The following is a 12,975-nucleotide window of genomic DNA, read 5'->3' on the forward strand; positions in this document are numbered from 1 at the left end:
CCGTGCCCAACCAAGCCCCCCCTTTAGCGCATTCAGTGTGCGTCGTGATCCCGCTGTACAACGGCGCCGACAGCATTGAGCAAACACTGGCGTCCCTGGTCGGGCAAACCCGACTGCCCGATCACGTCATCGTCGTCGACGATGGTTCCACCGATGACGGACCACAACGGGTCAGAGACTTCGTGGCGCCATTCCGCCTGACGCTATTGCAGCAGGCCAACGAAGGCCAGGCCAGTGCCCGCAACCACGGATTGCGGCACAGTGAAGAGACGTTTGTGGCGCTGCTCGATGCCGATGATCAATTTCGTCCGCAAAAGCTCGAGCTGCAATTGGCGCTGTACGACGAACTCACTCGTCAGGGACGGTCGGTGGGGCTGATCGACTGTTACACCCAGGTCAATTACAGCGACGGCAGGCGGCAGCTGGACAACCACCTCAAGAACGGCCGGCATTTCTACGATTTCATCCACGCCAACGTGCTCAATGGCGTCTCCACCGCGCTGGTCAAGCGCGAGGTGATCATGCAATACGGCGGCTTCGATGCCAGCCTGCGTTACTCCGAAGACCGTTTCATGTGGACCCGGATCGCCGAACACTGGGAGGTCCACACGGTGCCACAGGTGCTGCTGGAACGCACAGTCAACGGCGGCAACATGACCGCGCAACCGAAAAAATACTATGCGAACAAAATCAGGTTCATCGACGTGTACCTCGCCCGCTATGGCGCGCAGCTCAGCAAGCAGCAACGGATCGATTTTGTGTTGGGCAACCACACCGATTTTCTCAATGCCTTTTCCCGACGTGGCGAGCATGCCGAAGTGATCGGCGTGTACCGGCGAATGCTGGAGTATTCCTGGCAAACGCTGATCTTCGCCAGCGGCAAACCGACCTTGCGCTACCTCTATGCCTGCGCTCGAACCTTGCGCAAGGCAACGGCATCAACCACCGCTCATTGAACCGGTATCCGCCATGGCCAATCACCGTCTGGTGACATTGCTCTGGATCTTCACCGAGAAATTCGGACTGATCTTCCTGTCGATGATTACCTTTGTCGCGTATGCCAGGCTGTTGTCGCCCGCAGAGCTGGGTGTGGGCACTGTCATCATTGCCATCGTCGAGTTGATCGGTCTGATGTATTCATCGGTTCTGGAAGACCCGCTGGTACGACTCGAACGGCTGGAGGACAAGCACATCACCACGGCGTTCTGGGCGGCGGTACTCGTCAGTTTGGTGTCCATCGTCGTCATCTCGGGCGCAGCGATGCTTTACACGCCCGATCCGGTGTTGCAATGGATGACGGCTGTGGCCTCGGTGAAAATCCTGTTCACCATGATGGCGCGGGTCTATGTGGCGCAAATGCGCCGCAGCGGTAACTTCAGGATGCTGGCTTCACGCACTTTAATGGGCAAGGTGTGTGGTGGCGTCGGCGGTATCGCTGTCGCGCTGTGGGGGTTGGGGGCCTGGGCGGTCGTTGCCCAGGCACTGATCATGGAGTTCGTCTCCATCATCGTATTGATGCGCGCAGACCCGCGACGCATTGCCTTTCGTATTGACGGCCCGGTCTTGCGCGAACTGTTGAAGTCCGGTGCGCCGGTGGCCGTCAACGCGCTGAGCTCGCAAGCGCTGCAACGTGGGGTCAATGTGGTCCTGGGCATGACAGCCGGCACCAACGCGGTGGGCATGTTCAACATGGCGATGCGCATCATCGATCTGCCGCGTACGGCGATCTACCACGGTCTGATCAGTTATGCGCTGCCTGTGTTTGCCCGACGCAGCGCCGACCCCTCACGGTTACGCGCGATCATCAGCGATTCGACTGCCGTCAGCGGCTTCCTGCTGACGCCCCTGTTCATCGGCATCGCCCTCACGGCGCACGACGTGATCCTGTTGATCTTCGGCGCCAAATGGACCGAAGCCATTCCCCTGCTGCAAGTGCTGGCGTGCACCGCAGCCATTGGCAATACCGCCATGTATGCCACGACCGCACTGATCGCCGTCAATCGCAGCCACCTGACCATCAAGGCCGAAGTGGCAACCACGTTACTGGCACTGGCGCTGGTTTACAGCTTTGGCAGTCTTTATGGCGGCATGGCGGCCGCCCTCGCTTTGCTGGCGAGAATGCTGATCATCACGCCGCTGCAAATCCGCGGACTCAACACGGCCATCGGCTATGGCTGGCACCGGTTCTTCGACGCCAATTACCGCAGCGTGATTGCCTCGCTCGTCATGGCCGCAACCGTCGTGATGGTGGCTCCCCGAGTGGGTTTTCAAGGCTATCTGAACCTGATTTTCACCATCGGTATTGGCGCCCTGACCTATGCCGTGGCGTACAGCGTATTGCACCCGCGCTGGCCGCAAGAATTCAAAACGGTTTTCACCGCGCGCTGAATTCCCCCCTGAGACAGGAACACCTCACCATGCCTAAAACCACGCTGATTACTGGCGGGGCCGGCTACATTGGCTCCCATACCGCCCTGGCGCTCATCAATGCCGGGCACTCTGTGCTGGTGCTCGACAACCTGTGCAACAGCTGTCGAGAGTGCATCGCGCGTCTTGAGCTGCTGACCCACACCCGGGTCGATTTCATCAATGGCGATATTGGTGACTCGATCTTGCTCGACGAGATTTTCAGCCGTTACGACGTCGATGCCGTGGTGCATTTTGCGAGCCTCAAATCCGTCGAAGAAAGCATTCGCAAGCCTTTGGACTATTACGCCAACAACGTCGCCGGGACACTCAATCTTTGCCGGGCGATGGTGCGTCATGAAGTGTTCAATCTGGTGTTCAGCTCCTCGGCGACGGTGTACGGCGACCCTGCGCAAACCCCGATCCTGGAAGACATCGGTACCGGAAAACCGGTCAATCCCTATGGCCGTACCAAACTCATGATCGAGGAGTTGCTGACCGACCTGTGCCACGCGGATCCGCGCTGGAGCATTGCCTTGTTGCGCTACTTCAACCCGATCGGCGCCCACGAAAGCGGGATGATCGGCGAAGACCCCAGCGGCCGCCCCGCCAATTTGCTGCCGTGCCTGACCCAGGTTGCGATCGGACGGATTCCCGAACTCACGGTGTACGGCTGCGACTATCCCACGGTGGATGGAACCTGCGTGCGCGATTACATCCACGTTGTCGACCTTGCCATCGGCCATCTCAAGGCTCTGGAGGTGTTGCGGGGCAAAGGGGGCATCAACGCCTGGAACCTGGGCACCGGCATCGGCTACAGCGTGCTGCAGATGATCCAGAGTTTCGAGGACATTACCGGCATCACCATCCCCTACCGCTTCGCCCCGCGACGTGCCGGTGACATCGCCAAATGCTGGGCCGACCCGAGCAAGGCAGGACGTGACCTGGGCTGGAGCGCGCAACGTGACCTGGAACAGATGATCGTCGATACCTGGCGGTGGCAGTCGCGCAATCCACTGGGGTACCAGTCGTCACTCGACATACCGGCCCTGGTGACGGCGAAGTAATGCAGATGCTCAGCAAATATCTGCTGGTCCTGCTGTGGTCAGTTTCACTGGCCGGCACGGCGGCGCAAGCGCCCTCCCGTCCGCCGGCCAGCGGGCTGATGCTGTGGCTCGACGCGGCCGATGCATCGACCATGACCGTCGATGCACAGGACCGTGTGCAGAACTGGCGCGACAAATCCGGCCAGTCCAACGACGCCACGGCAGACGATGCCGCCTTGGGACCGAAGCAGGTGGCGAACGCCCTGAATGGTCAATCGGTGGTGCGTTTCACTGGCGTTGAGGGGTTTGTGGGCAAAAACATCCGCAGCGCAAAAGGTCCGGTCACGGTGTTGCTCGTATCCCTTCGGCCAGCAGAAGCCAATGTTGATCCCTGGCAGCGGCTGTTCAGTTCGCGACCGCAAATCGCCAACAACGATAACGTGTTGCCGAATTTCGCCATCAGCCTGCGACAGACCACCGCGTATGCGCCGACCATTTCCGTGCTGGAGCTTTTCGATGTGCCGATCGGTCCGTACGCCGTCGGGCGCAACGTGGTCGGCAAGGCCGAAAACTTCCGCGGCGACATCGCCGAAGTGCTGGTCTACGACCGCCCGTTCGCCTCCCTAGCAGAGCGGCAACAAGCGTTTGAGTACCTGGCAGACAAATGGTCCATTGTCGTTCCCAGACTGGCTGACACCTGGACCCGTGTCGGACCGCTGGGCACGTTGCCGGTCCATAGCAACCCCAACCTGCCGCTGTCCGATCAGACCAATGCCGGCCAGTGGGCACTCGACACCAACCTGTCCGACGACTTCAACGGCAGCACCCTCGATCCTGTACGTTGGCACGTCAACAATGCCCAAGGGAACGAATCGCTCGGACGCAAACCGGCGCTGTTCAAGCCGGACAATGCCAGCGTCAAGAACGGCAACCTGAACATCGTCTTCCGCAAGGACACCTTGCCGCAGAAGTACGTCAAGCTCGGCTTCAAGGACTACTCCTCGGCGATGGTTCGCACCCATTCGCGTGGGCTCTTCGGGTATTACGAGGCGCGCGCCAAACCCATGGACTCGGCAGGCTCCAGCGCATTCTGGCTCGCGTGGACGGGCATGACTGACAACGCCACCGAAATCGACATCTTCGAAATCGGCGGCAAGACCAAAGACGCTGCCCTGGACCGTTTTTACAACATGAATGCCCACCTGTGGGCCACGCCGCAAAGCACCGAACATGTCGCCGATGGCAGCACCTGGGTCAGTCCATGGCGCCTGGCGGACAGCTTCCATGTCTACGGCTTCGACTGGCAGCCCGACACCCTGCGCTGGTACGTCGATGGCGTGCTGGTCAGGGAATCGAAGAACAGCCATTTCTTCTTCCCGATGCAGATCGTCTTCGACAGTGAGGCCATGTGGCAGTGGTTCGGCGTGGTGGACGATGCTGACTTGCCCTCTACCTTCAGCGTCGACTACGTCAAGGTGTGGCAACGCAGTCGATAGCCGCCACACCCAATCGACAACCGCCCGGTTCAAGTCTCAATCGGCAGATGGTCAGTTTTCAATTAGCGCTAACACGTCTGGAGCGCATTCAAATGATCAAGCGCCGGCTGAAAGAATTAGATTTGCTGCGCTTCCTGGCGGCTATCGCAGTCGTGTTTTTTCACTATGCCTTTCGCGGATATGCAAAGGGCGACATGTCGACAATGCCCTACCCGCTATTGGCTGAGCCTGCCAAATACGGTTACTTGGGCGTCGAACTGTTTTTCATGATCAGCGGATTCGTCATTCTGATGACCGCTTCGAGCAATAATCTCAAAGTATTTTTCATATCCCGAGTCGTTCGTATCTGCCCGGCTTTCTGGGTGTGCTGCACCATCACTTTCCTAATCACACTTGCCATTGGACAACCACGATATACCGCTGATCTTTATCAATACATCGCGAACATGACATTACTTAGCGACGTGATGGGTGTCACGCCGATTGACGGCGTTTATTGGTCTCTATTTGCAGAAATAAAATTTTATCTAATGATCTCCATTGTGTTGGCCTTCAAGAAAATAGAAAAAATAGAGACCTACCTCGTGCTGTGGCTGCTGATCTCTGCGATAGCTGAAGCATTCACTTTAGAAAAGATGCGCTCGATATTAGTCACCGATTACGCGGCCTATTTCATAGCGGGTGCAACGTTCTACATAATATGGGCAAAGGGCATCACAAAAACACGCGTTCTCCTGTTGGCGGGTGCATTGGCATTGGCCTGCTACACCGCAATTGTATGGGCCGAACTGCTCGAAACAAAATATGCAACCGACTACAATCTTCTGATCGTATGCAGTGTAATCACCCTTTTCTTTATAACGTTCTTCTTGGTCGCAACGGACAAAATGGCAACCATAGGGGCATTGAACTGGACTGCATTAGGAGCACTAACCTACCCACTTTATCTATTACATCAAATGATCGGCTTTATGATCTTTAATATTGCTTATCCGGCTGTGAACCCGCACCTATTGTTATGGGGCACCATGGCCTTGATGATAGGCGCCTCTTATATCATCCACAAACAAATAGAAACGCCCATTGCCAGGCTAATGAAAAAACTCCTTCTATTATCCTTCAACCGCATTCAGGCTGATCACCCCTGACAGAGTTCCTTGTGTCAGGTGGAACCGTCGCCAGACAAGCCGTCTGCGATGTGCAGTGATTTTCCGGTCTACCAAGACTGATTGCCAAGCACTAAACCCTGTGGGAGCGAGCTTGCTCGCGATGGGCGTGTCATCCAACATTGTTGTCAACTGACACTCCGCAATCGCGAGCAGGCTCGCTCCCACAGGTTCCGATGCAATCTCGCCGATCCCACTCGACTGAAGAACACCACACGAATTCCGGCCCCCCTTTAAATCATCGGCGAGCTGCTCACCACCCGCAACGCCAACCCTTCGTAGGCATCCAGCGTAATGGTGAAGTCGCCCTCAGGCGTGAGATCGCCTTCGACTCGCTCGTTGATAATGTCGACCACCGGCCCCGGCGCGATATTGGGCAGGTGCAGGGTTTCGGTAATCGGCGTCGAGCCAAAGTTCAGCGCGGTGATTTGCGTGCCTTTGCCGGCCGGCAATTCGTGGACCATGACCAGCAGCCCTGGATGCTGGACATCCGGAATCAGGATCTGACGACTGGCGGCGATGTCGTAGGCGCGGCGCGCGGCGAGGATTTTTTTCAGTTGCGAGACGAACGAATCCGGGTCTTTCAATTGGCTGGGCAGGCTGCCATACAAAGTCTTCGGACGCGGCATTTGGCCCGCCGACAGCGGTGCCTCCGGATTGAGGTCCACCAGATCGTAGGCACCACGATGAATCCAGCGGGTGTCGCCGTCGCCCATCAAGTGCTCAACCTGTTCGGCCGGCAACGGCAGCGCGCCGACCAGGTCCCAGCCGGACAACGCGAACACGCCCGGTTGCATGGCGTTGTACATCACCAACAGCAAATGTACCTGGCGAATCTGCTGAATATCCGCCGCCGTGATTGCGTCGAGATCTCGAATCCCCAATGCCGCCGTGATGATGCTGGCGGTAGTGCAAGACACGCCGTTGGTGACGAACTTCAGATTGTAAGGCGCGTGCTCGCCCGCCAGACGTTCGTACATCTGCTCGCGAATGTGTTCACGCAAAATGCTGCCCGGAAAGGTCTGTCCTTGATAGAGGTAGGTGTCATGGGCGTGCAGCGTCCAGAAATGCACCAGCTCCAGGGTCAGTTCGTCGTGGTTTTGCAGGGCGTGGATCAGCGAGCCGGGGTCGATGCCGAGGGTGTGCATCTGGCGCAGCATCAAGCGCAGAAACTCGGTATCGCCCATCAGCAACGCGTGCTGGTAGGCCGGGCGGGTGATGAAGTCGTATGAGAGATCGGCGCCACCGTGGGACATGCTGGCGATGTCGTCGACGGTCAGGTTGAGTTCCTGAAAACTGAAACCGCCGGCCTTGCGGATCGCCCCGCCCAGCAACTGGTTACCGGTGATCGATAACGGGTGGCTCTCAGACCAGGCCGTACCGTCGAGCTTACGCTCCACGCCGAGGAATCCGTTGGCGTCCAGACGCAGGATTTTCGCGCCCATGACGTCAATGGCGTGCAGGGCATCGCCGATGATCATCTGCTGCGCGGCGAAGGTCGGGTCCAGCCAGTTCAGTGACGGCTGCCCTTCCTTGAAGTAATGCAGATAGACCCAGCGCCGCGGTTTGCCATCGACGCCGATCACGATCGGTGTCGCGCTCCAGTCCGTTTCCTTGACCCCGGGCTCGAAGAAGATCACCCGCTGCAACTGGCCGACGATGTAGTGCTTGTCCCGGAGCACGTCGACCTGCAGCGGACTGAGGTTTTGCGCATCACGGCCGTCGGCGATGTCCGGGAGCAACGGCCAGTCCTCTTCACGGATTTCGACCATGTGGTAGAGACCCGGATAGTCTTCATACGCCATCTCGGCCAGGCGGAAATCCGCGCCTTTGCCGGTATGCGAAGGGATCACGTCATCGATGATCACCGCATTGTGCGCGGCGGCCATGCGGACCAGCGCGTGGAGGTGCGCCTCGGTGCCCAGTTGTGGGTCGATCTCGAAACTGATGCGGTCAAAATTGCCGTCAATGGTCGGCGTGCGTTGGGTGCCCGTCAGGCCGCCAGACATTTTCAGCGGACCGTTATGAATGCCCTGGATGCCGATTTTCGACAGGGCGTGCCACAAGGTTTCATCGCCCAACGCCTCGAGCACGCTGCCGTCTTCGCGGGTGACGATGGACGCCGGGTAAGCGGTGAACCACACCGACGCCAGGGCTGAAGCATCACGGGGCCGGGTATGGGCATAAGGCTGCTGCCACAGCCGACCTTGCCCGGAGTAGAGCTTGGCGCGCTGCCTGGCGGCATGCAGCATCGATTGTTCAACCAGCCAGGTCACATGATTCTTGTCAGCCGCAGTCATAAAAACAGTCACCTGTTGTCGGGGGTAAATTTACGCTCGGCCATCCCATGCGTACCTGCACCGGTGGACCCGTCCTTTTCATATGAGGCCCTGAGGCGGCATTCGTTGCATTGACGCTTGAGGATTCAGGATTGGGCATTGCCCTCCTTGCCACAACAGGCTTGCTAACGGCAACGACTCACTCAGCCGAGCCATAAAACCTGCCAACCAACCCGTTTTTTGGCGGGCTTTTTTGTGCTCCGGATTTACGCCACTGCGCGTTCACGTTTCAGGGCTGGCAACGCGATGACGAGTGCCAGGCCAATCAGCCCTGCCGCAACTGCAAAAGTGAATGTCATGCCACGGGCGACCGCTTCTGGCGGTGCGCTGGTGACGTCGGTCGCCGATGAAGCCAACGCAAACACTGCGCCCATGACCGAGGCGCCGGTGATGAGCCCGAGGTTGCGCGACAGGCTGAGCAGGCCGGCAATGACGCCTCGCTGATCCTGGCTGACGCCGGTCATGATCGACGTGTTGTTGGCCGCCTGAAACAGCGCATAACTGGTGGTGATCACAGCAATGGGCACGAGGTAGCCGAGAATGCCGAAACGCGTCGGCATCATGGACAGAACGCATGCACCAAGCGCCATCACAACAAGCCCGGAAACGCTCATGCGTTGTGCGCCGAAACGGTCTACCAGACGGCCGGCGGGTACGCCAGCCAGCGCGGCAACCAGCGGGCCGACTGACAATGTGAGCCCGACCAGCGCTGCATTCAAACCAAGCGCGCCCGAGAGATAGAACGGCCCGACCACCAGCGTCGACATCATCACCGTCGAGACCAGCATGCTCATGGCCAGGCTCGCGCTCAACCCTCGATCACGCAACAGCGCCAGTTTGATCAGCGGCGATGCAACCGTCGCCTCGATGAACAGGAAAATCCCGGTACCGGCAGCCGCGATCAGCAATAACGCGAGGTTGATCGAACCCCAGTCACCGCCACCCATCGTCATTGCCAGCGCATAAGCGCCGAGTGTCAGCGCCAGAACCAACGTACCTGCAACGTCAAAACCACCACGCTGAGCCTTCGACGTTTGGCGATCGGCAGGCAAATAGAGGTAAGCAAGCACGCCGTTCAAAACACCCAACGGCAGGTTAACCAGAAAAATCGTCTGCCAGCCGAAGCCGGAGATCAACACGCCACCGAGCGATGGCCCCAGCGTGGTGCCGATCGCCGACATCGTGCCGAGCAATCCCATGGCGCTGGCGGTTTGCGCCTTGGGCACCGTCTCACCGACAAACGCCACGGTAAGCGCCAACATGATTGCCGCGCCGAGGCCTTGTACCGCCCGGGCAGCGACCAGCCACCCCAGCGACGGCGCCAGGCCACACGCCAGTGAAGCGAGCGTGAAAATGGCGATGCCGACCAGCAGCAAGCGACGGCGACCGACGATGTCCCCCAAGCGCCCGACACTGACGATCAATGTCGTGATCGCAAGCAGATACGCCAGGACGATCCACTGCACGTGCTGGAAAGAAGCGTCGAGTGCCTGGGACAAGGTCGGCAAGCCTGCATTGGCGATGCTGGTGTCGAGGGAAGCCATCAACATCGACAGCGAAAGGCTGGCGAGTGCCCAGCGGACCGAGCCGGATTGCGTGGTGAGTGTCATGGTTGGCGCCTTGATGAAGTGTTGGCCTCCAGCGTATGCCCGCACCTGACATGGCGGAAGACGCACCACTTGCACTTGATACCTGCACGCGGCGCCATGTCATCACTCAGCCGTGCTACCGTTGAAGCATGACGACTCCCGACCTGAATCTGCTGATTACCCTTGATGCGCTGCTCGCCGAAGGCAGTGTTGCGCGTGCCGCCCAACGATTGCGACTGAGCCCGTCGGCGATGAGTCGGGCGCTGGCGCGATTGCGTGAAACGACCGGCGATCCACTGCTGGTCCGCGCCGGACGCGGCCTGGTGCCGACACCCCGGGCGCTGGAGCTGCGCGAGCTCGTCAGCCAACTGGTGCAGCACGCCGAAGCGGTGCTGCGCCCCACCGAGCAACTCGACCTCAAGCAACTGGTGCGAACCTTCACGCTGCGCACCAGCGATGGGTTTGTCGAGAACTTCGGACCGGCGCTGATTGCTCGCCTCAACGAAGAAGCACCCGGTGTACGGCTGCATTTTTTGCAGAAACTGAACCAGGACAGCTCGCTGCTGCGTGACGGCACGGTCGATCTGGAGACCGGCGTTGTCGCGCACACCACCAGCCCGGAAGTGCGCACCCGCGCGTTGTACCAGGACCGCTTCATCGGCGTGGTCCACCAGGGACATCCGCTGAGCAAGGGCAAGATCACGCCCGCCCGGTATGCGTCCGGCCGGCATGTCCTGGTCTCGCGGCGTGGACGGGACAAAGGGCCCATGGATGACGCCTTGAAACCGCTTGGACTGGCGCGGGAGATCGTCACCATCGTCGGCGGCTTCTCCGCAGCGCTGGCGCTAGCCCGGGCGTCGGACCTGATCGCCACAGTGCCCGAACGCCACACCCATAATCTGCGCGCTGGCCTGCACAGTTTCCCCCTTCCAGTCGCCACGCCAGTGATCACCATTTCTATGCTCTGGCATCCACGAATGGACGCCGATGCCGCGCACCAGTGGTTGCGTGGATGTATTCGGGAGGTGTGTGCGGGGCCCTTTGTCTAGCACACTGATTTTTGTCGCTGTCGGGACTAGACTCTATCCGTTGCTTCGGGCCACACCGGTCGGGCCAGCGATCTGGATATGAGGGAACGTCATGAGCGACAAAGTCGATTTACGCAAGTACTCCTCTCAAGTGGTCGACGGCGTGGAGCGCGCTCCCGGCCGTTCCATGCTGCGTGCCGTGGGCTTTACGGATGAAGACTTCAAAAAGCCGCAGATCGGCATCGCCTCCACCTGGGCCATGGTCACGCCGTGCAACATGCACATCGACAAGCTCGCCGTTGAAGCGGAAAAAGGCGCAAATGCCGCGGGCGCCAAGGGCGTCATTTTCAACACCATCACCATTTCCGACGGCATCGCCAACGGCACCGAAGGCATGAAGTATTCGCTGGTGTCGCGGGAGGTGATCGCCGACTCCATCGAGGTGGTGGCCGGTTGCGAAGGGTTTGACGGTCTGGTGACCGTGGGCGGTTGCGACAAGAACATGCCGGGGTGCCTGATCGGCATGGCGCGGCTGAATCGCCCGTCGATCTTCGTCTATGGCGGCACCATCCGCCCGGGCGCTGGCCACACCGATATCATTTCCGTGTTCGAGGCGGTGGGTCAGCACGCACGCGGCGATATCAACGAGATTCAGGTCAAGCAGATCGAGGAAGTGGCGATTCCCGGTCCCGGCTCCTGCGGCGGCATGTACACGGCCAACACCATGGCCTCGGCCATTGAAGCATTGGGCATGAGCCTGCCCGGTTCCAGTTCTCAGGATGCCGTCGGCAGCGATAAGGCATCAGACAGCTTCCGCGCCGGTCAGCAGGTTATGGAGTTGCTCAAGCTGGACCTCAAGCCGCGCGACATCATGACCCGCAAGGCCTTCGAAAACGCCATCCGCGTGGTGATCGCCCTCGCCGGCTCGACCAATGCCGTGCTGCATCTGCTGGCCATGGCGCATGCGGTGGATGTCGAGCTGACGCTGGATGATTTCGTCGAGCTGGGCAAGGTGTCCCCGGTGGTGGCCGACTTGCGCCCCAGCGGTCAATACATGATGAGCGAGCTGGTTGCCATCGGCGGCATCCAGCCGCTGATGAAACGCATGCTCGCCGCCGGCATGCTGCACGGCGATGTGCTGACGGTGACCGGCAAGACCCTGGCAGAAAACCTAGAAAACGTGCCCGACTACCCCGAAGGCCAGGATGTGATCCTGCCGTTCGACCACCCGGTGAAAAAAGACTCCCATTTGGTGGTCCTGCGCGGCAACCTTTCGCCCACTGGCGCGGTGGCCAAGATCACCGGCAAGGAAGGTTTGCGCTTCGAAGGCACGGCGCGCGTATATCACGGCGAGGAAGGCGCGTTGGCCGGGATTCTCAATGGCGAAGTCAAAGCGGGTGATGTCATCGTGATTCGCTATGAAGGGCCCAAGGGTGGACCCGGCATGCGTGAAATGCTATCGCCGACTTCGGCGGTCATGGGCAAAGGGCTGGGCAAGGAAGTCGCGCTGATCACCGATGGCCGCTTCTCCGGCGGCTCTCATGGTTTTGTGGTGGGGCATATCACGCCGGAGGCTTTTGAGGGCGGGCCGATTGCGCTGATTGAAGATGGCGACAGGATCACCATCGACGCTGAAACACGGCAGATTACGGTGGACGTCTCCGACGCTGTGCTGGCCGAGCGCAAGGCCCGTTGGGTACGTCCGGAATCCAAGTACAAACGCGGGGTGTTGGCCAAGTATGCCAAGACCGTGTCCAGTGCCTCGGAGGGGGCAGTTACGGATAAATACCTTTAAGGAATTGGTGCTGCGCTGTCTGAGCTGGCGCCTTCGCGAGCAGGCTCGCTCCCACATTGGATCTTCATTGAACACAGGATTTGTGTTTAACGCGAAACAAATGTGGGAGC

Annotated in this window: 9 protein-coding genes; 7 read left to right on the forward strand and 2 right to left on the reverse strand. The window is 59.5% G+C overall.

The window, feature by feature from the left end:
* The first annotated feature begins 2 nt into the window (after positions 1–2).
* The 5 genes from ACYZT6_RS14790 (at position 3) to ACYZT6_RS14810 (ending at position 6,096) form a co-directional block, all read left to right on the forward strand.
* Positions 3–956, forward strand: a complete 954-nt coding sequence (locus ACYZT6_RS14790) for a glycosyltransferase family 2 protein (protein ID WP_462027542.1) — start codon at positions 3–5, stop codon at positions 954–956.
* A 13-nt stretch (positions 957–969) separates the two neighbouring features.
* Positions 970–2,388 (forward strand): oligosaccharide flippase family protein, encoded by a 1,419-nt coding sequence (locus tag ACYZT6_RS14795; protein ID WP_462027543.1) that lies wholly within the window; start codon positions 970–972, stop codon positions 2,386–2,388.
* 29 nt (positions 2,389–2,417) lie between these two features.
* Positions 2,418–3,473, forward strand: coding sequence for a UDP-glucose 4-epimerase GalE (gene galE / locus ACYZT6_RS14800; protein WP_462027544.1), 1,056 nt, complete (start codon positions 2,418–2,420; stop codon positions 3,471–3,473).
* The gene (locus ACYZT6_RS14805) at positions 3,473–4,948 is read left to right on the forward strand and encodes a family 16 glycosylhydrolase (RefSeq protein WP_462027545.1); all 1,476 of its coding nucleotides are present in this window, start codon (positions 3,473–3,475) and stop codon (positions 4,946–4,948) included. The genes galE and ACYZT6_RS14805 overlap by 1 nt, the downstream gene beginning before the upstream one ends.
* Positions 4,949–5,040: 92 nt before the next feature.
* Positions 5,041–6,096, forward strand: coding sequence for an acyltransferase family protein (locus tag ACYZT6_RS14810; RefSeq protein ID WP_462027546.1), 1,056 nt, complete (start codon positions 5,041–5,043; stop codon positions 6,094–6,096).
* Between the two features lie 251 nt (positions 6,097–6,347).
* On the opposite strand, the gene treS is transcribed toward ACYZT6_RS14810, so the two are convergent.
* Positions 6,348–8,414 (reverse strand): maltose alpha-D-glucosyltransferase, encoded by a 2,067-nt coding sequence (gene treS, locus ACYZT6_RS14815; protein WP_462027547.1) that lies wholly within the window; start codon positions 8,412–8,414, stop codon positions 6,348–6,350.
* A 245-nt stretch (positions 8,415–8,659) separates the two neighbouring features.
* Positions 8,660–10,063 carry an MFS transporter gene (locus ACYZT6_RS14820; protein ID WP_462027548.1) on the reverse strand — a complete coding sequence of 468 codons (1,404 nt, stop codon included), beginning with the start codon at positions 10,061–10,063 and terminating at the stop codon, positions 8,660–8,662.
* A 128-nt stretch (positions 10,064–10,191) separates the two neighbouring features.
* On the opposite strand from ACYZT6_RS14820, the gene ACYZT6_RS14825 reads away from it, so the two are divergent.
* Together ACYZT6_RS14825 and ilvD are read left to right on the forward strand one after the other, a co-directional pair.
* Positions 10,192–11,091 carry a LysR family transcriptional regulator gene (locus ACYZT6_RS14825; RefSeq protein ID WP_462027549.1) on the forward strand — a complete coding sequence of 300 codons (900 nt, stop codon included), beginning with the start codon at positions 10,192–10,194 and terminating at the stop codon, positions 11,089–11,091.
* A 91-nt stretch (positions 11,092–11,182) separates the two neighbouring features.
* Positions 11,183–12,865: a dihydroxy-acid dehydratase gene (gene ilvD / locus ACYZT6_RS14830; RefSeq protein WP_462027550.1), complete on the forward strand. Its 1,683-nt coding sequence runs from the start codon at positions 11,183–11,185 to the stop codon at positions 12,863–12,865.
* Positions 12,866–12,975: the final 110 nt, after the last annotated feature.

This window comes from Pseudomonas sp. RT6P73 (assembly GCF_054897715.1).